Annotated in this window: 19 protein-coding genes; 7 read left to right on the forward strand and 12 right to left on the reverse strand. The window is 69.6% G+C overall.

The window, feature by feature from the left end; translation table 11 throughout:
- Positions 1-23: 23 nt before the first annotated feature.
- Positions 24-899: a FecR family protein gene (locus tag ACSFA2_RS14735; RefSeq protein ID WP_435456058.1), complete on the reverse strand. Its 876-nt coding sequence runs from the start codon at positions 897-899 to the stop codon at positions 24-26.
- A gap of 41 nt (positions 900-940) precedes the next feature.
- Positions 941-1,474, reverse strand: coding sequence for a sigma-70 family RNA polymerase sigma factor (locus tag ACSFA2_RS14740; protein ID WP_435456059.1), 534 nt, complete (start codon positions 1,472-1,474; stop codon positions 941-943).
- Between the two features lie 168 nt (positions 1,475-1,642).
- Between ACSFA2_RS14740 and ACSFA2_RS14745 the strand changes: the two genes are divergently transcribed.
- Together ACSFA2_RS14745 and ACSFA2_RS14750 are read left to right on the forward strand one after the other, a co-directional pair.
- On the forward strand, positions 1,643-2,188 hold the full coding sequence (locus ACSFA2_RS14745) for a GNAT family N-acetyltransferase (protein ID WP_435456060.1): 546 nt from the start codon (positions 1,643-1,645) through the stop codon (positions 2,186-2,188).
- Between the two features lie 135 nt (positions 2,189-2,323).
- Positions 2,324-3,139: a substrate-binding domain-containing protein gene (locus tag ACSFA2_RS14750; protein WP_435456061.1), complete on the forward strand. Its 816-nt coding sequence runs from the start codon at positions 2,324-2,326 to the stop codon at positions 3,137-3,139.
- A 16-nt stretch (positions 3,140-3,155) separates the two neighbouring features.
- Here the strand turns inward: ACSFA2_RS14750 and ACSFA2_RS14755 are convergent, their stop codons facing one another.
- Entirely contained in the window at positions 3,156-3,575 is a 420-nt protein-coding gene (locus ACSFA2_RS14755) for a YbaN family protein (RefSeq protein WP_435456062.1), read from the reverse strand.
- 116 nt (positions 3,576-3,691) lie between these two features.
- Between ACSFA2_RS14755 and ACSFA2_RS14760 the strand changes: the two genes are divergently transcribed.
- From ACSFA2_RS14760 to ACSFA2_RS14770, 3 genes are all read left to right on the forward strand, one after another.
- On the forward strand, positions 3,692-4,657 hold the full coding sequence (locus tag ACSFA2_RS14760) for an AraC family transcriptional regulator (protein ID WP_435456063.1): 966 nt from the start codon (positions 3,692-3,694) through the stop codon (positions 4,655-4,657).
- A 145-nt stretch (positions 4,658-4,802) separates the two neighbouring features.
- Entirely contained in the window at positions 4,803-5,228 is a 426-nt protein-coding gene (locus ACSFA2_RS14765) for a cyclophilin-like fold protein (RefSeq protein ID WP_435456064.1), read from the forward strand.
- Positions 5,229-5,420: 192 nt separating this feature from the next.
- Positions 5,421-6,932, forward strand: a complete 1,512-nt coding sequence (locus tag ACSFA2_RS14770; protein WP_435456065.1) for an immunoglobulin domain-containing protein — start codon at positions 5,421-5,423, stop codon at positions 6,930-6,932.
- 22 nt (positions 6,933-6,954) lie between these two features.
- On the opposite strand, the gene mprF is transcribed toward ACSFA2_RS14770, so the two are convergent.
- The 9 genes from mprF to ACSFA2_RS14815 form a co-directional block, all read right to left on the reverse strand.
- On the reverse strand, positions 6,955-10,998 hold the full coding sequence (gene mprF, locus ACSFA2_RS14775; protein ID WP_435456066.1) for a bifunctional lysylphosphatidylglycerol flippase/synthetase MprF: 4,044 nt from the start codon (positions 10,996-10,998) through the stop codon (positions 6,955-6,957).
- 139 nt (positions 10,999-11,137) lie between these two features.
- Positions 11,138-12,061, reverse strand: coding sequence for an ABC transporter permease (locus tag ACSFA2_RS14780; RefSeq protein WP_435456067.1), 924 nt, complete (start codon positions 12,059-12,061; stop codon positions 11,138-11,140).
- The gene (locus ACSFA2_RS14785) at positions 12,058-13,119 is read right to left on the reverse strand and encodes an ABC transporter permease (protein ID WP_435456068.1); all 1,062 of its coding nucleotides are present in this window, start codon (positions 13,117-13,119) and stop codon (positions 12,058-12,060) included. The genes ACSFA2_RS14780 and ACSFA2_RS14785 overlap by 4 nt, the downstream gene beginning before the upstream one ends.
- On the reverse strand, positions 13,116-14,681 hold the full coding sequence (locus tag ACSFA2_RS14790; RefSeq protein ID WP_435456069.1) for an ABC transporter ATP-binding protein: 1,566 nt from the start codon (positions 14,679-14,681) through the stop codon (positions 13,116-13,118). Before ACSFA2_RS14790 ends, ACSFA2_RS14785 begins: the two co-directional genes overlap by 4 nt.
- Positions 14,672-15,610: a 5'-methylthioadenosine/S-adenosylhomocysteine nucleosidase gene (locus tag ACSFA2_RS14795; RefSeq protein WP_435456070.1), complete on the reverse strand. Its 939-nt coding sequence runs from the start codon at positions 15,608-15,610 to the stop codon at positions 14,672-14,674. Before ACSFA2_RS14795 ends, ACSFA2_RS14790 begins: the two co-directional genes overlap by 10 nt.
- Entirely contained in the window at positions 15,607-16,608 is a 1,002-nt protein-coding gene (locus ACSFA2_RS14800; RefSeq protein ID WP_435456071.1) for a BMP family protein, read from the reverse strand. Before ACSFA2_RS14800 ends, ACSFA2_RS14795 begins: the two co-directional genes overlap by 4 nt.
- A gap of 41 nt (positions 16,609-16,649) precedes the next feature.
- Positions 16,650-17,279 carry a uracil phosphoribosyltransferase gene (gene upp, locus ACSFA2_RS14805; RefSeq protein WP_435456072.1) on the reverse strand — a complete coding sequence of 210 codons (630 nt, stop codon included), beginning with the start codon at positions 17,277-17,279 and terminating at the stop codon, positions 16,650-16,652.
- A 55-nt stretch (positions 17,280-17,334) separates the two neighbouring features.
- Positions 17,335-18,693, reverse strand: a complete 1,359-nt coding sequence (locus tag ACSFA2_RS14810) for a URC4/urg3 family protein (protein ID WP_435456073.1) — start codon at positions 18,691-18,693, stop codon at positions 17,335-17,337.
- Entirely contained in the window at positions 18,693-20,078 is a 1,386-nt protein-coding gene (locus ACSFA2_RS14815) for a GTP cyclohydrolase II (protein WP_435456074.1), read from the reverse strand. The genes ACSFA2_RS14810 and ACSFA2_RS14815 overlap by 1 nt, the downstream gene beginning before the upstream one ends.
- 88 nt (positions 20,079-20,166) lie before the next feature.
- On the opposite strand from ACSFA2_RS14815, the gene ACSFA2_RS14820 reads away from it, so the two are divergent.
- Complete coding sequence (locus tag ACSFA2_RS14820) at positions 20,167-20,745, forward strand: sigma-70 family RNA polymerase sigma factor (protein ID WP_435456075.1); 579 nt, start codon at positions 20,167-20,169, stop codon at positions 20,743-20,745.
- Complete coding sequence (locus tag ACSFA2_RS14825) at positions 20,742-21,383, forward strand: DUF1109 domain-containing protein (protein ID WP_435456076.1); 642 nt, start codon at positions 20,742-20,744, stop codon at positions 21,381-21,383. Before ACSFA2_RS14820 ends, ACSFA2_RS14825 begins: the two co-directional genes overlap by 4 nt.
- The last annotated feature ends 23 nt before the right edge of the window (positions 21,384-21,406 follow it).

Raw genomic sequence — 21,406 nt, forward strand, 5'->3', positions numbered from 1 at the left:
ACACGTCGCGTCGCGAAATTTCCTCAGCGATGCGCCACGCGGGCTTCGATCCGCACCGAGCCGTCCGGGCGGCGCAGCACGTCGACCGGCGTGAGCGAGGGCAGGAGGTCGATGAGCTGGTCCAGACGGTCGAGGTCGAACTGGCCGGACATGCGGATGTCACCGATCGGCCCGCCCCGCAGGTCGATGGGTGGCTGCCGGTAGCGCTGGATCTCGTCGACCACCTCGCGCAGCGGCACACCGTCGAGCACCAGGCGCCCGTTGCGCCACTCGGCGGCGCCGGGTCGCGCAGCGGCGACGTCGGCGTCCGAGGCGAAGCGGCCGTCGCGGGTCGCGAGCGATTGTCCCGCCGTGAGCTCGCGGCTGAGGCCGTCGTCGGTCTCGACGCGCACACGGCCCTGCAGCACGCTCACGTCGGCGCCGGTTGCGCGGTTGCGCACATTGAAGACGGTGCCGATGTCGTGCACCGTCGTGCGGTGCGCCCGCACCACGAAGGCCCGCTCGAGCGCGCGCAGCGGGGCGTGCGCCACGTCGAACAGTGCCTCGCCTTGCTCGAGCGTCACGCGCCGCGAGCGCAGGTGCATCGACACCGTGATGCGCGACGCGGTGTTGAGCGTGACGCTGCTGCCGTCCGGCATCTCCCAGGTGGCACGTTCGCCGATGGCGGTGGCGACGGTCTCGGTCTTGTAGGCCGGGTCGAACCAGAGCACGCCGGCGCAGACCGCGGCCAGCACGAGCGCTGGCAGCACGGTCTTCTTGCGCGACGCGGCGAGGCGGCGGTCGGCGGCCGCGCGCAGGATGTCTTCGGCCGAGTGCAACTGCTGGCGCAGGCCTTCCTCGAAAGGCGCGAGCGCGTCTTCGAGCGCGCGGGCGTTACCGCCACGTTCCGGAGAGCTCATGCCGGACGCCGCCGAGCCATTGCGTGCCATCGTGGCGCGGCTCAGCGGCCGTCGCGCAGGATCGGCGCGAGGTCGTCGTAGGCGCGGGCCAGGTGGCGCGTCACCATGCCGCGCGAGATGCCGAGCTGTTCGGCGACGGCCGCCTGCGGCATGTGATAGAGCTGCGTGAGGATGAAGACGTCCTGGCTGCGCGGCGGTAGCGACTGCACCGCCTTCACCAACGTGGCCTGGCGCTGGTTGAAGGCCACCGCCAGTTCGGGCATCGAGTAGGTGGAGGTGCGCTGCGCGCGGCCGGCATCGCTGGCGTCGTCGTCGAATTCGATGAGTTCGGCCTGCGCGTGCTGGCTGCGTCGGCGGTCGATGGCAAGGTGCGTTGCGATGTGGCGCAGGAAGGCCATGGGCGTGTGCACCGGCTCGCTCGGCGGCTTTTCGAGCACCCGCACGCACAGATCGTGGATCACCTCGCGCGCGAAGTTCTTGTCGCCGAAGCGGCCGCGCAGGTGCTCGACGAGTTCGGCATAGCGGGCTGAAAGCGTGGCAACCAGTGCCGAATCTGACGACGACCCGCTGGACACAGGCAACTCCGGAAAAGGCTACGAAAGCGGGGAGTATATTGCAAATGAGAATTGTTCTTATATGGGTGGCCTCGGTGTCGTGGTGTGATTCGCAACGCAGGCGTGCCACTGGACTTGCGTGCGTGGGCCGCTGGAGATGCCCCAGAACCATCCTTTGACCGACCCGTTATGCATCCCTCCGCTTTTCCCGACACATTCCAGACCGCCCGCCTCAAGCTCCGCCCACCGGAAGCCGAAGATGCTCAGGCGATGTTCGACTCGTACACCCAGGACACCGACGTCGCTCGATACATGGTCTGGCGGCCGCATGCATCGTTCGAGAGCACGCGCAATTTCGTCGCCAACTGCGTCGTTCAGTGGCGTGCCGGCTCCGAGCGCGCCTACGTCATCACCGACCGGGCCAGTGGTCGGCTTATTGGCATGCTCGCAGTTCGTCATTGCGGCCACATCGTGAACATCGGCTACGTACTCACACGAAGCCGATGGGGTCAAGGCTTGATGGTCGAAGCGATCGAAGCATTCACCGCAGTCGCTTTCAGCGTCCCGGAGGTCTTCCGTGTTGAAGCAACGTGCGATGTCGACAATCGCCCCTCTGCACGTGTCTTGGAGAAGAGCGGCTTCGTTCTGGAGGGACGGCTCGCGCGTTACACGGTCCATCCGAACATCTCGGCCGAGCCTCGCGACTGCTTCATCTACGCGCTGTGTCGGCCATGACGCAGGCAGGAGACGGCCAGAGCGGAAGTTCTTGCTGGGCCTCTGGCGGCGCGGGATAACCCTCGTGCCGGTGCCGGGTGTTTGACAGCTTGCCTGCCTACGATGGCCGCACGCAATCAACGACCTGGAGACACCATGGCACCCACCGCTTCGATCACTCGCCCGATTACTCGCCGCCTCGCGCTGCTGGCCGGCGCCCTCGCGCTGGCCGGCTGCACCAGCCTCGGCGGCAAGCCGGCCGGCACCGACATCCACGTGATGACCTCGGGCGGTTTCACCGCCGCCTACAACGACCTGCGACCGGACTTCGAGAAGCGGACCGGCCACACGGTGAAGACCGCCTATGGCGCGTCGATGGGCAACGCCGCCGACGCGATTCCCAGCCGCCTCGGCCGTGGCGAGCCGGCGGACGTCGTGATCCTCGCGCGCTCGGCCCTCGACGCGCTGGTGAAAGACGGCAAGGTCGTCGCCGGCAGCCAGGTCGACCTGGTGCGCTCGTCCATCGGCTTCGCCGTCAAGCGCGGCGCGCCACGGCCCGACATCTCGACGGTGGAGGCACTCAAGCGCACGCTGCTGGCGGCGCCGTCCATCGCCTATTCGGCCAGCGCGAGCGGCACCTACTACGAGACCGAGCTGCTGAAGAATCTCGGCATCGAGGCGCAGGTCAAGCCCAAGAGCCAGCGCATCCTGAGCGAGCGCGTGGGTACCGTGGTGGCGCGTGGCGATGCCGCGTTGGGTCTGCAGCAGGTGAGCGAGCTGCTGCCGATCGAGGGCATCGACTACATCGGCCCGCTGCCGGTCGAGGTGCAGCGCGTCACCGTGTTCTCGGCCGGCGTGGCAGTGGGGTCGAAGCAACCCGCGGCGGCGACTGAACTGATCCGCTACCTGGCGTCGCCGGCCGCCGCGCCCGCCATTGCCAAGACTGGCCTGGAGCCCATCACGGCCAAGTGACCGCCCCGGCGACGGATCAGCCCGCCGGCTCCGGCCGGCGCCACAGCCACGCCAGCACGACGGCCATGCAGCCGATACCGGTGGCGGCGATCCAGGGGCGATAGGCCGTCCACACCAGCACGACGGCGCCGACGGCCATGGTGGCCGTGGCGCTCCATTTGGCGCGTCGGCTCACGCAGTGGCCGTTTTCCCAATCGCGCAGCATCGGGCCGAACAGGCGGTGGTCCAGCAGCCAGGCATGGAGCCGCGGCGAGCTGCGCGCCGCGGCCCAGGCCGCCATCAGCAGGAACACGGTGGCCGGCATGCCGGGCAGGATCACGCCGATGACGGCGAGCACCAGGCACAGGCCGGCGAAGGCGAGCAGCAGCCAGCGGGCCACCCGCGGCAGCGGCCGGATGGCGGGGCGTTGGGGTGGCGGCTCTCCTTGGATGGGCATGCCGGCCCATTGTCGTGCCATCGCCGCTTGCAGAATCGTTGCGGATGTTTGCACGATGGTCCACCAAACGCGCCGGGGTAGAGACAGGCCGCGCCGCGCCGCCTAAGCTTCGGTCCATGCTGACATCCACCCCTCCATCGCTGCGCACCGAGCGTCCCATCGACCAGATGCAGGTCACGGTGATGCGGGCCGAACTGGCCGCGACCATCGATCGCCTGACACGGGTGGACGGTTCGCACGAAACGGCGATTCCGCGGCTCGCGCTGGCGCGGTTTTCGCAGATGCAGCACCCGGTGCACGCCATGTACGAGCCGGCCTTCTGCGTGCTGGCGCAGGGCAGCAAGCGCGTGCTGCTGGGCAACGAGGTCTACATCTACGACGGCAGCCGCTATCTCGTGGCCTCGCAGAACCTGCCGGTGTCGGGGCAGGTGATCGACGCCTCGCCCGAGTCGCCATATCTGGGCCTTCGCCTTCTCTTCGACGTGAAGGACATCGCCGCCCTCGCGCTCGAGTTCGGCCTGGGCGACGCGTCGCCCCCCAGTGCGCCGGAGCGCGGCATCTTCACCGGCGAGCTGTCGACCACGCTGCTCGACCCGGTGCTGCGCCTGGTCAAGCTGCTCGACACGCCGGAGGATGTGGCCGCGCTCGCACCGCTGGTCTCGCGCGAGATCCTCTACCGACTGATGCGCTCGAGCGACGGGTGGCGGCTCGCGCAAATGGCCGTGGTCGACAGCCACAGCCAGCGCATCGCGCAGGCCATCGGTCTGCTGTCGCAACGTTTTCGCGAGCCCCTGCGCATGGAGGACCTGGCCGAGGCGATCCACATGAGCGTGTCGTCACTGCACCAGCATTTCAAGGCGGTGACGTCGATGAGCCCGCTGCAGTTCCAGAAGCAGCTGCGGCTGCAGGAGTCGCGCCGCATCATGATCAGCGAACGCCTCGACGCCGCCACCGCCGGCCATCGCGTGGGCTATGAAAGCCAGTCGCAGTTCAACCGCGAGTACAGCCGCTTCTTCGGCCTGCCGCCGGCACGCGACGTGAAGCGATTGCGTGAGATGCAACTGGGGCAGCTGGGCCGTTGACGGCCCTGCGCTGACCCCCCGAGGCGCGCCCCTGCGGGCCTTCGCGCCGGCCCATCCGATGCCGTCAACGTGGCACCGCCGCTGCGGTGCCGCGGGCGGCGCCCGTCCTGCGCACCGCGCGTGGGACGCCCTGACGAGGTCCACCATGAAGATTCATCTGACGCTCGATGGCCGGGTCATTCCCGCCACCCTGGCCGACAACGGCGCGGCCCACGCCTTCGCGGCCATGCTGCCGCTCGCGATCACGCTGCACGGCCTGTTCGGCCGCGAAAAGTTCGGCCCGTTGCCGGGTGCCATGCCGGCGGCAGAACTGCGCACGCGCCCCTACGAGGTGGGTGACATCGTCTGCTGGTCGGCCGGGCCCGACCTGGCCATCCTCCACGCCCAGGACGGCCAGGCGATCAGCGGCGGCTTCCATGTGCTCGGCCGCATCGACTCGGGGGCGGAGTCCTTCGGCGCCCCGGGGCCGCTGGACGTGCGCATCGAGCTGGCACCCGGCGATGAGATGGCGTTGCCGGGGGTGGCCGCCTTGCTGCGCACGCCGGCGTCGCCATGCCGCCCGAGCCTTTGACGGCCCACCGCGCAACACCGCGCACTCAAAGATGGACAAAGTTTTTGCGTCATCCGTGAAATAAGCCGCATTGCAGTGTTTTGCGATTGCTAAACGGCTCGTTACATTCAGCGCAGACCGTTTCTAGAACCTCGTTGGCACAGGCCACAAGGGGTCGGGACGGTACAAGAATTTTGTAGCAGGGAGGAAAAAATGGATCGTCGTACGTTCTCGTTGTCGATGGTGGGCGCCGCCGTGGCGTCTCTTTACGGTTGTGGCGGTGGAGGCGACTCCGCATCGGCGCCCACACCCACACCGGTGGCGACGGCATCGCCCTTGCCGGAGGTCGTTCCGCCAGCGCCGGCGCCAGCCCCCGAACCGGCGCCCCCACCCGCACCAACCGCGCCACCCCCCGGGCCGCAACTGGCCACGGCCACCGCGCTGCCCGCGGCGACGGTGTTCCTGCAGACGCTCGAGGCCACCGATGGCGACAGCTATATGGCGCCCGGGCAGGCCAATTGCTGGGACCTGTACGCGGACTTCTCGATCGGCGATGGTTCGAACGACCAACTCGACGGCGCATTGATGGTGAGCGTCGATGTGGCTGGCACGGTGGTGTCGTTTCCCAGCGACCAGGATTACACCGAACTCACCGCGATGGGCCCGGAGATGGGCGCGCCCGAGGGCGTGAAGAGGGTGTCATTCGCCACGGATCCGCAGTTCCTGATCGCGGGCACGGCCTCCGCGACGCTGCACCCGGTGCCGAACGCGCGGCTGCAGCAGACGCTCGACCTGACGGCTGCGGCCGGCCATGGCGTGTCGCTGACCTGGAGCGGCGGCGCTCAGGGAGGCTCGAGTTTGAGCAACGTGGCCAACGAGCCGCTTTTCCTGCAGGTGGTGGTTCGCGACCTGAGCGGCGCGTTGCTGTCGACGCTCTTCCGGAGTGACACCACCACCACCAACACCACCACCAGCGGGAGCTGGGGAACGGCATCGCTGAGTGCGTTCGCCGGGCAGACCGTGGTGCTGTCCTTCGAGCAGCGTTTGGCCTACTGGGGCACGCAGCTGGACGACGTCTCGGTGAAGGACACGACGACCAACGCCGAGTTCGTCGTCAACGGCGACTTCGAGGCGGGCGCCCTGGGTTGGACCGTGCCGGTGGAGAAGGTGTCGCAGAACGTCAGTTCCGGCGTGCGTTTTCTCAATGGCCTGCAGGTGCAGCGCAGCTTCTACACGCAGCCCAACCAGCTGTGGGGTCGCATGACCGACGTGTACTTCAACCCGACCGGCGCACCGATCACGGCCGCGGTGACGTATTGGACCAACCTCGGTTCGGACTACTACGGGATCATCTATCCCACACCTGGCGCCACGGGCAAGGCGCTCAGCACCTGGGACGGCGGCACCGGCGACCGCGACGTCGGCTGGATCTTCGGCGCGGCGGACAGCGTCGTGTACACCTCGGCGACGGCGGTCGGCACCCCCGATGGTGACGAGAACATCGGCGTGGCGTTCAACCTCACGGTGCCGGCCGGCGGCATGGTCACGCTCATCAACTTCCTGGTGCTGACCGGGACCGACACGCGTCTGACGGCGCTGGACGCGAGCGCACGCGCGACCGAGGTCGACACCGCAGCGGCGGCGATCGCCAACAACTTCCGCACCGACTTCGCCTACCAGCGTGGCTTGACGCAGGCGCAGCTCGATTCGCTGAAGAACTTCTGAGCGGGCGCGGCCGCCGCGCCGCTCACTTCGGCAGGAAGCCCAGCATCTGCGCCGCCAGCGCGCCGTAGTCGCCGCCCAGGTGATGCCCACCCGGCATCGCCACGGTGCGGCTCTGCGACGCGTCGAGCAGCGGGCACAGCGCATCGGCCTTCTCGTCGGTGCCATAGAAGCACACGGTGTTGGCGGCCTTCAGCTTGACGGCCTCCGGCAGGATCGGCTTGTCGCCGCTCTTGCCGAGCCAGTTCGCCACATGGAACTCGAAAGCCGCCTTCTGGCCGGGCGCCAGCAGCACGTTCAGCCGGATGCTGTCCCGCGTGCGCTGCGGCAGCCGGTTGTAGACGAAGGGCAGCACGTCGGCGCCCTGGCTGAAGCCGATGAACACGACCTCGCTGCGCTGCCAGCGTGCGGCGTAATAGCGGATCACGCGGTCCATGTCCTCGGTCAGGCCTTCGGGCGTGCGGGCCTTCCAGAAGTAGCGCAGCGAATCGATGCCGACCACCGGCACGCCGTCCTTCGCGAGCGCCGCGGCGAGCGCCTTGTCGATGGAGGCCCATCCGCCGTCGCCCGAGATCAGCACCGCGAAGCGCTTGCCCGGCGTCTTGGCCGGCACTTCGACCACCGGCAGGTCAGACAGTTGTGCGGGTGGCGCGCCGAGCGCGGCGCGCTGCGACGCGAGCTTCTCGTAGGCCGCGACGAAGCCGGCGGGCAGGGCGTCGGCCGCGCCGGCGGTCGAGGGCGCGACCCAGGTGGCGTCGGGCACCGCCTTGACGAAGGCGGCCGGTGATGCGGCCACCGAGGTGGCGGGGCAGGCGGCCGCCGGGGCGGGCGGCGTCGCGCTCCAGGGTGCGACCAGTCGCTTGGCCGGCTCGAACTCGATGCCCTTGTCAGCGGCGGTGCGAAACTTGAATTCGTTGGCCGTGCACAGCGGCATCGGCAGGGTCATGCGCGGGCAGAAGCCGACCGACAGCGCGCCGGTGAAGTTGTCGGCCGGCGACTGTGCCAACAGCACATACGGGAAGGCCGCGGCAGCGCCCGTGCCGACCAGGATGGGTTCGATGTAGGTCTGCATCCGGTCCTGCGCCTGAACGTGGCGCGCGAAGTTGTCGACCGAGCCGCCGCCGTAGACGCACTTGGACACCTGGCTGTCGGCCGCGAGCCGGCGGTAGAACGGGTCGAGCGGCACCAGCGCCACCATGGCGCCGCGCGCGACCATCGTGTCGGCCAGCTGACGGTCGCCCGGCGCGGGCGCTTCACCGCCGGTGAAGAGCATCACGAACTGCTGCACCGTGCCGGCCGGGCGCAGCAGCAGGATGTTGTCGAACTGCCCGTGCGACACGGTGCTGGCCGACGGCGCCGCCAGCGGCTGGGCCTGCGCACGGCTGAAGGCCGGCACCAGCAAAGCGATGCTGCAGATCGCGAGCATGCAGAGCTCGCGCACGCCGTGTTTGCGGAACGGCTTCTTCATCGAGAACTTCGAGGCGGCTTCGGGGGGGCCGCCGTCGCCGATCAGCGCCGCCACGTCGGCCAGCACCAGCAGCGGCGAGATGCCGCCCGGCGCGGTGAGGTAGCGCGCTTCCCAGCTCGGCTCGAACTTGTCCTTGTAGTTGTACAGGCCGCGGAAGCTGTAGAAGCGCTCGCCGTAGGTGAACAGCAGCCGGCCCAGGCGCTGCCAGCGCGGTGCGCGCGGGCGCGTGGCCATGCCGGCCATCGGCGACATGCCCAGGCCGAAGTTGCGGAAGCCGCGCTCCTGCATGTGCAGCAGGACCTTGGCGAAGAGGTAGTCCATGGTGCCGGGCGGTGCGTCGGGCGCGTAGCGCATCAGGTCGACACCCGCGTCCTCGGCGGCCTCGGTCATCTGCAGGCTGGCGAAGGCGATCACGCGGCCCTCGCGCCGCACCACGGCCACCGGCAGGCGGCGCAGGTAGTCCTCGTCGAAACGGCCGACCGAGAAGCCTTTTTCGCGCGTGGCCTGGCGCTCGAGCCAGGCGTCGGACACGGCGCGCAGCTCGGCCATCACGGCATCGACCTGTGCCGGGGCGAGCACCTCGAACACCAGGCCTTCGCGCTCGCCGCGGTTCATGCCCGAGCGCAGGTTCGCGCGCTTGGCGCCCTTGAGGTTGAAGTCCTGCAGTTCGATCTGGGCGTACTCGCCGAGCTTGAAGGCGTGCAGGCCACAGTCCAGGTAGAGCGGCAGGGTGGACGGCCGCACCTGGTAGAAAGCCGGCCGGCCGCCGTTGGAGGTCGCGAGTTCGACGAAGCGCCATACCAGGTCGGCCCACTCGCGTTTGTCGCCGATGGGCCCGAAGAGCGATATCCACGAACGGCCTTGCCGGCCGAACATGAGGAAGCTGTTGCCCGAGGGCGAGAACATCAGCTGCTTGTCGCCGGTCAGCGCGTAGCAGCCTTCCGAGGACGGGTTCGCCCGCACGATCGCGGCGGCACGGTCGAGCTCGGCGGCGCTCGGGCGTGCCAGGGGGCTGCTGGCCGTCGGCCGCAACAGCTGCCAGAGGCCCAGGGCCAGCGCCGCCAGTTCGACGGCGAGCAGCGCGCGCAGCGAGCGCGGTGCTTCCGCGTCGAGCTCGAACTGCCACCACAGGCGGTTGGTGTAGCGCACCTCCTGGTAGGCGAAGACCAGCAGCCAGGTGCAGGCGATCAGCACGCCGGCCAGCGTGAGCAGCCAGCCGGGCTCCAGGCGCTGGGCGAACAGCGAGGACGGCCGGTCGAACTGCCGCCGCGACATCAGCAGCAGCACGGCCAGCGTCGACAGCAGAGCGGCTTCGTTCAACGCGATCCCCTTGGGCAGCGCGAGCACCGCGGAGATGACCGACAGCACGAAGGCGGCCCACCAGGCGGCATCGAGCCGGTGAAACAGGCCGCGCGCCACCAGCACGAAGCCCAGCCCGGCGATGCTGCCCAGGAAGTGCGAGGCCTCGATCAGCGGCAGCGGCACGTGCAGCGTGGCCAGCAGGTCCTTGGCGTCTTCGGTGAGCGGCGTGACGCCCGACACCAGCAGCCAGATGCCGGCCACCAGCGCGAGGGCGGCCAGCAGCCGGGGGCTCAGGCGCACCGCGGCCCGCGCGATGGGGGCGGCCACGCCCGAACGCACTTCGTAGGCGACGACCAGGGCCGTGGCCACCACCAGCGGCAGCACGTAGTAGATCCCCCGGTTGAGCAGCAGCGCGCCGAGCATCGCGTCGGTGGCCATGTGCGACTGGGTGGCCAGCAGCATCACCGCCTCGAACACGCCGACACCGCCCGGCACATGGCTCACGATGCCGGCAGCGATGGCGATGGCGTAGAAGATGATGAAGGTCGGCAGGCTGATCTGCCCGTCGGGCAGCAGGAACCACAGCGCCGCCGCCGAGGTGCCCAGCTCGACCGCCGAGATGACCAGCTGGCGCACCGCCAACTCCGCCGTCGGCAGGCGCATCGTCCAGCGCGGCCCGATGCTGAGCACCCGCCGCCGCGTGCAGAGCCACAGGAAGGCGCCCAGCGCCAGCAGCGCTGCCGCAGCTGCCACCTGCAGCAGCACGGCCGGCAGGTGCAGCAGCGGCGCGACCTCGCGGGCGCCCCACAGCACGCTCAGTGCGCCGAAGGCCGTGATGCCGAGGCCGAAGGCGATCAGGTTGAAGACGATGACCTGCGCGATCTGGTGCGGCGTCAGCCCGGCGGCGGTGTACATCCGCGTGCGGATGGCGCCACCGGTCAGCGGCCCCAGGCCGATGGTGTTGGACAGTGCATAGGCCACGAAGGAGGTGACGAACACCGTCGGGCGCGGCACCTTGGCGTGGGCGTAGCCGAGCGCCGAGAAGTCGTAGCCGGCCAGGATCAGGTAGCTGAGGGCGGTCGCCAGCACGGCCATCGCAATGTTCAGGTCCGGCGTGGCCGAGACGGCCTTCATCACCTCGTCGTAGCGCACCTCGTTCATGAAGCCGTGCAGCGCCTTGGCCATCAGCGCACACAGCGCCAGGCCCGCAGCGGCCAGCAGCCAGGGACGCAGGCGCGGCCACCAGACACCGAGCCAGAGGGCTGGCGTCGCAAGGGGCTTGGAGGGAGCGGATTCCATCGGGTCGGTCGAACGTTCGCGCATCGAAGCGCAGCGGGAGCAGTCGGTTATTCGTTGACTAACGTTTGTTTCCTGCGTTTGGCGGACCGGCACCGACTCCGGTCTGCGCATTTTTTCGCGGTAACGGCCGCGGCAGGCCTCAACGCTCGCCCTTGCGGTACGGCTTCATCAGCGCCTGGGGGTAGCTGGCCTTGCGCGCCACCAGCACCAGCGCCAGGATCGACAGCAGGTACGGCAGCATCAGGTAGAGCTGGTAGGGCAGCACCGCGTCGCCCGATTGCTGCAGCCGCAACTGCAGCGCGTCAAAGAAGGCGAAGAGCAGGGCGCCGAGCAGCGCCTTGCCCGGCCGCCACGACGCGAACACGACCAGCGCCACGCAGATCCAGCCGCGGCCGTTGACCATGTTGAAGAAAAACGCATTGAAGGCCGATAAGGTAAGGAAGGACCCCGCCACCCCCATCAGCGCCGAGCCCGCGACGATGGCGCCGGTGCGCGTGGCCGCAACCGACACGCCCTGGCCTTCGGCCGCCTGCGGGTTCTCGCCGACCATGCGCACCGCCAGCCCGACCGGCGTGCGGTAGAGCGCCCACGCGACCAGCGGCACCAGCACCAGGGCCAGCAGGGTGAGCGGCGTCTGCGCGGCCAGCACGGGGATGGGCAGCCATTCCATCGGCGCGAAGGGCGTGACCGTCGGCGGCGTGTTCACCTTGGGAAAACTCACGCGGTAGCCGTAGTAGCTGAGCGCGGTCGCCAGCAGCGTGATGCCCAGCCCCGAGACGTGCTGCGACAGCGCGAGCCCGACCGTGAGAAAGGCGTGCAGCAGCCCGAACGCCATGCCGGTCATCGCCGCCACACCGACGCCGACCCACAGCGGCGCACCGGCGTACACCGCGAGCCAGCCGGCGAAGGCGCCTGCGACCATGATCCCCTCGATGCCGAGGTTGAGCACGCCCGCCCGCTCGCACAGCAGCACGCCCAGCGTGCCGAAGATCAGCGGCGTGGCGATGCGCAGCGTGGCGACCCAGAAGGACGCGTTGGACAGGATGTCGAACAGATCGCTCATTTCATGCGCACGCGGAACTGGGTGAGCAGCGTCGCCACCAGCACCGCGATCAGCGAGGCCGCGACGATCACGTCGGCGATGTAGGTCGGCACGCCCACCGCGCGGCTCATGGTGTCGGCGCCGACCAGCACGCCGGCAACGAACACGCCCGCCGCGATCACGCCGAGCGGATGCAGGCCCGCCAGCATCGCGATCACGATGCCGGTGTAGCCGTAGCCCGGCGACATGTCGAGCGTGACGTAGCTGGTGCGCCCGGCCACCTCGATGGCGCCCGCCAGCCCGGCCAGCGCGCCCGAGAGCAGCGCAACCATGACGACGGTGCGCGTCACCGGCACGCCGGCGAAGGCGGCGGCGCGCGCATTGGCACCGACCGCGCGGATGTCGAAGCCGAGCACCGTGTGCTTGAAGATCGCCCACACGACGACCGCGAGCGACACGGCCCAAAGCAGCCCGGTGTGCACGCGGGTCTGCGCGATCAGCTTGTTCAACTCCAGATCGGATTGCAGCGACACGCTCTGCGGCCAGCCCATGGCAGTCGGGTCCTTCATCGGGCCGTCGAGCAGTGCAGACACGGCCAGCAGCACGATGAAGTTGATGAGCAGCGTGGTCACGACCTCGTCGACGCCCAGCTTGTTCTTCATCAGCGCCGGGCCGAGCAGCATCAGCGCACCGGCCAGCGCGGCGGCCCCCATCATCAGCGGGAACAGCAGCCACGGCGATGCTTCAAAACCGGTGGCGCCATGCATGCCGCCCACGGCCACCGCGGCGAGCGCGCCCGCATAGAGCTGGCCCTCGGCGCCGATGTTGAAGAGCCGTGCCTTGAAGGCGACAGTCGCGGCCAGGCCGGTGAGGATCAGCGGGATGGCGCGTGTCAGCGTCTCGCTCCAGGCGAACACCGAGCCGAAGCCGCCCTGCAGCAGCAGCGCATAGGTGCGTCCCACCGGCGCGCCCGCCCACAGCACCAGCAACGCGCTGACGGCCAGTGTGAACGCGACCGCGCCGATGGGCGCGAGCACGAGCGCGGCGCGCGAGGTTTCATGGCGGCGTTCGAGCCTCATGCGTGCGTCCCGGCCATGGCGAGGCCGATGGCTTCGCGCGTCCATGCGGCGGCCGGGCGCGGCTCGCCGAGCCGGCCGCCGTGCATCACCGCGACACGGTCGCCCAGCGCCAGCACTTCGTCGAGGTCGTCGGAAATCATCAGCACCGCCGCACCGGCATCACGCGCGGCGATCAGTTGCTGCTGCACGTACGCGACGGCGCCGATGTCCAGGCCCCAGGTCGGCTGGTGCGCGACGATCAGCCGCGGCGGCTTGCGCGGGCCGCTGGCCGATTCGGGTGCCATCAGCGCGCGGCCGAGGATCAGCTTCTGCATGTTGCCGCCGGAGAGCGAACGCGCCGGCGACTGCAGGCCGGCGCCGCGCACGTCGTACGCCTTCTCCACACGCAGCGCATGCGCGCGCGCCGCGGCACGGCGCACCCAGCGGCCGAGCGGGCTCCAGCGCGAGAACGCCGGGCTGCGCAGGCGTTCGGACACGGCGTTTTCCCACACCGGCAGGTCGCCGATCACGCCCACGGCGTGGCGGTCTTCGGGGATGCGCGCGACGCCGCGCGGCACCAGCTGGGCAGGGGAGGGCGGCAGTGCGCGGCCCATCAGCGTGACCGTGCCGCGTGTGGTCTTGCGGGTGCCGCTCAGCAGTTCGGCGAGCGCCACCTGGCCGTTGCCGGACACGCCGGCGATGGCGACGATCTCGCCGGCCTTCAGCGTGAGCGTGACGTCGTCGAGCCGGTCGTGGCCGCTGCCGGTGGTCGACACATGGTCGAGCACGCAGACCGCATCACCGACCGTGTGCGCCGGTCGCCGCGCGGTCTTCTCGACCGCATGGCCGACCATCCACAGCGCCAGTTCGGCCTGCGTGGTGTCGGCCGCACGCGCCTCCGCCACCAGCTTGCCGCCGCGCAGCACGGCGATGCGCTGCGACACGCGCAGCACCTCGCCGAGCTTGTGGCTGATGAAGATGATTGACAGGCCCTGCGCCACCATCTGCGCGAGCGTGGCGAAGAGCGCCTCACTCTCCTGCGGCGTGAGCACGGCGGTCGGCTCGTCGAGGATCAGGATGCGCGCGCCGCGGTACAGCGCCTTGACGATTTCCACGCGCTGCCGCTCGCCGACCGACAGGTCGCCGATGCGCGCATCCGGCTGCACCGGCAGGCCGAAGCGCTGCGCCACCGCCAGCAGCCGGGCGCGCGCAGCGCTGCGGCGCGAGAAGGGTTGCCACAGCGGCTCGGTGCCCATCAGCACGTTGTCGAGCACGCTCAGGTTGTCGGCCAGCGTGAAGTGCTGGTGCACCATGCCGATGCCCGCGGCCAGTGCGGCCTTGGGGTTGCCGGGGGCCAGCGGCCGGCCGAAGACCTCAATGTCGCCTTCGTCGGCCGTGTAGTGGCCGAACAAAATCGACATCAGCGTCGACTTGCCCGCGCCGTTCTCGCCGAGCAGCGCCAGCACCTCGCCCGCGTGCAGGTCGAGCGAGATCGCGTCGTTGGCGGTGAGGGCGCCGAAGCGCTTGGTGATGCCCTGCAGCCGGAGCACCGGCGCGGCGGATGCGGTGGCGTTCACTTCCACGCCGCCAGGAAGGCCAGCAGCACCTTCGCGGCGTTGTCGGCCGCGATGTTCATGAAGGTCCGCATCTCGTTCTCGCCCTGGCCGCCGCCGGCCAGGTCGCTGAGCGAGCGGAAGGCGATGTAGGGCACGCCGTTGGCGTACGCCACCATGCCGACCGCCGCGGTCTCCATGTCGAGCACGTTGGCCTGGAAGGTGTTGAAGGTGTAGTCGCGGAAGGCCGCGTTGTCGACGAAGGCCGGGCCGGAGACGCCGTTGCCGCCGATCACCAGCTTCGGTCGCGTGTCCAGGCAGTGGCGGGCGCTGTCGCACAGGGCCAGTTCGACGCTGGCGATGTTGCGGGCGGTGGCCAGCATCGCCGGGTCGACCTCGAACCAGAACTTGCGCTCGGCACCGCCTGCGGCGGAGCGCACGTGGACGGTGCCCGGGTACATCATCCCGAAGTTGGGCAGGCGCACCGCATCGCGCGTGGGCCGCGGGCTGTACAGGCCCGGCGCGGTCTCGCGCGCCATCAGCACCTCCAGGTACTGGCCCCACTGCGCAGGCACCGTCACGTCGCCGATGTGCAGCGCCGGGTTGACGCCGCCGGCGATGCCGCTGAAGACGATGCCGCTGACCGCGAATCGGTCGAGCACCAGCTGCGTGTTCATGGCCGCGTTGGTCATGCTGATGCCCGAGAGGAACAGCACGACCGGCTTGCCCTCGAGCGTGCCGGTGACGAACTCGACGCCGTTGACGCTGTACGACGCGGGCTGCTGCAACCGGGCGCGCAGCAGTGCCAGTTCGGGTGCGAAGGCCGACACGACCGCCAGGCGTGGCGTGTTGTCGAGCCGCACGGCACCCGCGGGCGGTGCGCTGGCGCAGCCGGCCAGCGTCAGACCGATCAGCAGCGCGGCGCCGAGTCGGGCGACTCGGCGGACAACGCCTTTCACTTCGCCGTCGACTTCGGCTGGCCGTCGTCCACCTTCACGGTGTACTTGCCCGCCAGGATGTCGGCCTGCTTGGCTTTCACCTTGGTCACGATCTCGGCCGGAACTTTCTTCTCGAAAGTGCCCAGCGGTGCGAGTTCGGAGCCCTTGAACTTCATCATGGAGTACGGGCCGTAGTCCTCGGCGGCGAACTTGCCTTCCTTCACCAGCTTGATCGCGCGGTCGGCCGAGGGCTCGAAGTTCCACAGGGCCGAAGCCACCACCGTGTCGGGGTACTGGGCCTGCGTGTCGATCACGTTGCCGATGGCGAGCTTGCCCTTTTCCTTGGCCGCGTCGCTCACGCCGAAGCGCTCGGCGTACATCACGTCGGCGCCCTTGTCGATCATGGCGAAGGCGGCTTCCTTGGCCTTGGGCGGGTCGAACCAGCTGTTGATGAAGCTCACGCTGAACTCGACCTTCGGGTTGGTTTCCTTGGCGCCGGCCATGAAGGCGTTCATCAGCCGGTTCACTTCCGGGATCGGGAAGCCGCCGACCATGCCGATCTTGTTGGTCTTGGTCATGCCGCCCGCGACCATGCCGCTCAAGTAGGCCGGCTCCTGGATGTAGTTGTCGAACACGCTGAAGTTCGGCGCCTGCGGCTTGAGCGACGAACCCATCAGGAAGGCAACCTTCGGAAAGTCCTTGGCCACCTTGCGGGCGGCGGCTTCGACGCCGAAGACCTCGCCCAGGATCAGCTGGTTGCCGGCCGTGGCGTACTCGCGCATCACGCGTTCGTAGTCGGCGTTGGCCACGTTCTCGGTCGCCTTGTATTCGATCTCGCCACGGGCCTCCGCGGCCTTCAGGGCCTTGTGGATGCGGCCCACCCATTGCTGCTCGAAGGGCACGGTGTACACCGCCGCAACCTTGAGCTTGGCCTGCGCCAACGCGAGACCGGGTGCGCCGGCGGCAAGCGCGGCGGCGATGGCGATGGAACGGACGATCAACTGTCGACGTGCGTGCACGGTGCTTCTCCTCGGGTTTTGAAATGGGGGCGCTGCGCGCCTTACTTGGTGCCGAAGATGCGGTCGCCCGCATCGCCCAGGCCCGGCAGGATGTAGCCGTGGCTGTTCAACTCGCGGTCGATGGCCGCGGTGTAGATCGGCACGTCGGGATGCGAGGTCTGCAGGTTCTTCACGCCTTCGGGGCAGGCCAGCAGGCAGACAAACTTGATCGACTTGGGGTTGAGCTCCTTCATGCGCTCGACGGCGGCGATGGCCGAGTTGCCGGTGGCCAGCATCGGGTCGACCACGATGATGTCGCGGTCCTGCATCTCGCTGGGCATCTTGAAGTAGTACTCGACGGCGGTGAGCGTCTTGGGGTCGCGGTACAGGCCGATGTGGCCGACGCGCGCGCCGGGCACCACACTCAGCATGCCTTCCAGGATGCCGTTGCCGGCCCGCAGGATCGACACCAGCACCAGCTTCTTGCCGTCGATCACCTTCGAGGTCATGGTCTCGAGCGGCGTCTCGACCTCGATCTCCTGCATCGGCATGTCGCGCGTGACCTCGTAGGCCATCAGCATGCTGAGCTCGTTGAGCAGGCGGCGGAAGCTGTTGGTGGAGGCGTCCTTGCGGCGCATCAGGGTGAGCTTGTGCTGGACGAGGGGATGGTCGATGACGTGTACGTTGCTCATGGTGTCGGAAGCGTGGCGGCGAAGCCTTGTTGTGGTTTTCAAAAAGAAGAAGAGTCTAGAAGACGGTGCCGTCGCTTTCGATCTGCAGGGGAGGCGAACCGTCTCGCAAGCGCTGTGCCAGCACCCGGCCCGCGGCCCAGGTGCCGCCTTCGAGCACGCAGGCCAGCGGCAGTTCGTCGGCACTGCGGCCCAGCAGCGTGCGCACACGCGGGGCCAGTTCGTCGAGCAGGGCGACCGTCAGCGCGCGCCATTCGACGATGAACGCGTCCCCGGCCCTCCAGGTGCGCGCCGCCAGCGCCGGGTCGCGCAGGTGGATCACGCCGCTGTCGATCAGCAGGCCGCCGTTGCGGTACTCGGGCAGGCCGGTGAGCGCGTCGAGCCCGCGCACCTTCACGCCGGCCCATTCGAAGGGTTCGAGCAGCGAGTAGGTCAGCCACTGCGACAGCTTGTGGAAGGGCATCCAGCCGTTGGTGAGGCCCGGGCCGTGCACGCCGGGGTGGCGCCAGCAGTCACCCAGCGCGAAGTCGGGGTTGCCCGAGCCGAGGCCGCCGGGCGTGTCGCTGCCGTCGGCGGCGATGCTGTCGACGAAGTTGGCAGCCGGCCAGATGCGCGAGAGCGACGCCAGCAGCAGCGACAGCAGCTCGTGCGCCGTGATCTCCGCGGTGGGCGGGGCAGCGGGGCCGACCGGCCCGACCAGCGCGTCGAACAGACCGCCGGGGCGGCCCTCTTCACCGAAGACCTCCGGCTGCTCGGCCAGTGCCTCGCCCAGCCGGCGCAGCAGCGTCGTGCGGCCGGCAATGCCGACCAGCGGGTTCACGTCGCTGACCTGGAAGGCCTGGCCGAGGCGGTCGGCGATCAGCCCGCGCAGGCCGGCGGCGTCGACCTGCAGCGGCCGGTCGGCGTTGGACGAGAAGAGGCCGCTGGTGAAGGCATGGAAGCTCGCGACGCCCAGCCCCTCGGAGCGCGTGAAGCGCTGGCCACTGGCCGACTCGACGTAGTGCCAGTCGGGGCCGGCACCGGCGTCGAGCAGCACGCTGACCAGCACCAGGTCGATCTGCACCCGCGCCCGCTCGCGCGGCGTGACGCCGTCGCCCAGCAGGCGGTCGAGCGCGGCCAGGCGGTCGATGCCGCCCGCCTCGAAATGGCGCCAGCGGCTGTGGAAAGGGATGCGGCCGGACGGGTAGCGCTCGCGCGTGACCTCGGCGACGACCTGCGCCGCGTCGTCGAGCGCTGTGTCGCCGCCGATGGTGAACCAGGCCGAATCGCCCTGGCGCGCGCGGGCCAGCAACTGCGCGGCGCGTTCGCGCACGGCGGTGGTGGTGCGCAGGTAGGCGGCGGCCGGGCCCGGCTGCGCGAAGTCGGTGGCGGGCGCCTGCGCCGCATCCAGGTTCAGTCCGTAGTTGTCTTGACTCATCATTCGCTCAGTCCGCGGCCCTTGGCCTTCTTGAGTTCTTCGGCGTCGGGCACGGCGCCCGGCGTGAAATAGCCGGCGGCCATCTTGGCATCCATCTCGACGCGGGCGTCGGCCGGGATCAGTTCGTCGGGGATGTTCACCCGCTCGCCGATCTCGATGCCCGAACCGGTGATGGCGTCGAACTTCAGGTTGCTCATCGAGACCAGGCGGTGGATCTTGCGGATGCCCAACCAGTGGAAGACGTCGGGCATCAGCTCCTGGAAGCGCATGTCCTGCACGCCGGCCACGCATTCGGTGCGGGCGAAGTACTGGTCGGCCGTGTCGCCGCCGACCTGGCGCTTGCGCGCGTTGTAGACCAGGAACTTGGTGACCTCGCCGAGCGCGCGGCCCTCCTTGCGCGAGTAGGCGATCAGCCCGACGCCGCCGCGCTGTGCGCCGCGGATACATTCCTCGATGGCGTGCGTGAGGTAGGGCCGGCAGGTGCAGATGTCGGAGCCGAACACGTCGGAACCGTTGCACTCGTCGTGGATGCGGGCAGTGAGTTCGACCTCCGGGTTCGCCAGGTCGCGCGGGTTGCCGAAGATGTAGAGGGTCTGGCCGCCGATGGGTGGCAGGAACACCTCCAGGTCGGAGCGCGTCACCAGCTCGGGGTACATGCCGCCGGTCTCCTCGAACAGCACGCGGCGCAGGTCGGTCTCGGAGCAGCCGAAGCGCCGCGCCACCTCGGGCAGGAACCACACCGGTTCGATGGCCGCCTTGGTCACCATCGCGGCCCCGCCGGCGGTGAGGAACTTGCCGTCGGCTGTCAGGCGGCCGGTCTGCAGCGCCTCGATCACCTCCGGCAGGATGACGTGCGCCTGGGTCACGGCGATGGTCGGGCGGATGTCGTAGCCGGCCGCCAGCTCGGTCGAGAAGACGTCGGCCACCGCCGCGCCCCACGGGTCGAGCGACACGATGCGCCCGGGGTCCGACCATTGCGGGTACGGGCCGATGAGGTCGGTCGGCGAGGTGTTGGTGAGGTCGGCCTTGTGCTGCGGGTTGAGCGCCCCGGCCGCCACGGCCAGCGCGCGGTACACGCTGTACGAGCCGCTGTGCGTGCCGATCACGTTGCGATGCGCGCGCTTCGTGGTCGTGCCGACGATCGGACCGCGCTCGGTCGCAGTCGCTGCGCCCCAGCGGATCGGCAGCGCGCCGAAGCCGCCGGCGTGCGAGGTCAGCCGGATGTGCCGCGGTGCGCCGGCGTTGGGCGAATAGACCGGAGAGAGCGAAACGGAGGCGGCCGCCGCATCAGCGGGCGTGGCGGACGAGGAGGACTGCGGGTTCGGTGCGCTCGGCGAGCTGGGTGAGGAAGGGTTGGGGGAACTCGAGACGGTGTCGACAGACATTGCAGGCCCTCAAAAAATGCAATGTAGCGACCGACTCCATGGCTGGCAAGCGCAGCGGTCTATGGCCTGCCTGTAACCTTCGGCACGCATGAAACGAACAACACCAGGAGCGCCGACGCCTCTGCAGGACGCCGAAGCTGCGCTGCATGCGCTGTTCGTGCGCGGGCTGGGCGGCGACGCGGCCGCCTATCGCCTGTTCCTGCAGAAGCTGGGTGCTCATTTGCGGGCCTTCCTCGGCCGGCGCCTGTTCGGGTGGCCGGATGACGTGGAAGACCTGGTCCAGGAATGCCTTCTCGCCGTGCACAACCAGCGCCACACCTACCAGAGCGACCAGCCCTTGACGGCCTGGGTGCATGCGATCGCGCGCTACAAGCTGATCGATCTGTTGCGCGCCAAGGGCAGCCGCGAGGCGCTGCACCAGCCGCTCGACGACGAGCTGGCGGTGTTCGCCGAATCGGCCACCGACGCGAGCGATGCGCGGCGCGACCTGGGGGGATTGCTCGAGAGCCTGCCCGACCGGCACCGGCTGCCGATCGTCCACGTGAAGCTGCACGGCCTGTCGATCGCCGAGGCGGCGCGCGCCACCGGCATGTCCGAGTCGGCGGTGAAGGTCGGCATCCATCGCGGGCTCAAGGCGCTCGCGCTCAAGATCAAGGACAGCCGATGAAGACCGACGAACTGATCGCCCTGCTGGGGGCCGACGCCGCACCGGTGCCGCGGCGTGCGACCACCCGCCGGCTCGGGCTGGCGCTGGCCGTGTCGCTGCCGATCTCGGTGGCCTTGCTGCTGCTCGAATTCGGCCCGCGCCGCAACCTGGTCGAGGCCATGTTCTGGCCGATGTTCTGGGTCAAGGTGATGTTCCCGGTGGCGATCGCCGTGGCCGGCTTCGTGCTGGCGCAGCGGCTGGCGCGGCCGGGGGTGCGCGGTGGCGGGGCCTGGCCGGCCGCCGTGGCGCCGGTGCTGCTGATCTGGGCGCTGGCGGCCGTCGACTGGAGCATGGCCGCCCCCGCCGACCGGGGTGCGATGCTCTGGGGAGCGACATGGCGCAGCTGCGCCTTCAACATCCTGGCGCTGGCCACGCCGACCTTCGTCGCCACGATGTGGGTGCTGCGCGGCCTGGCGCCGACGCGGCTCGCGCTGGCAGGCGCAGCTGCGGGCGCCCTGGCCGGCGGGGTGGGCGGGGCCGTGTACGCCGTGCACTGCATGGAACTCGCGTCGCCGTTCCTGGCCGTCTGGTACGTGGCGGGGATCGCCTTGCCGGTGGTGCTGGGCGCCGTGCTGGGACCGCGCCTGCTGCGCTGGTGAAGCTGGTGAAGGGGCGGCGGGGC

Source organism: Variovorax cryoconiti, from assembly GCF_051216395.1.
In the GTDB taxonomy this organism is placed as follows: domain Bacteria; phylum Pseudomonadota; class Gammaproteobacteria; order Burkholderiales; family Burkholderiaceae_C; genus Variovorax.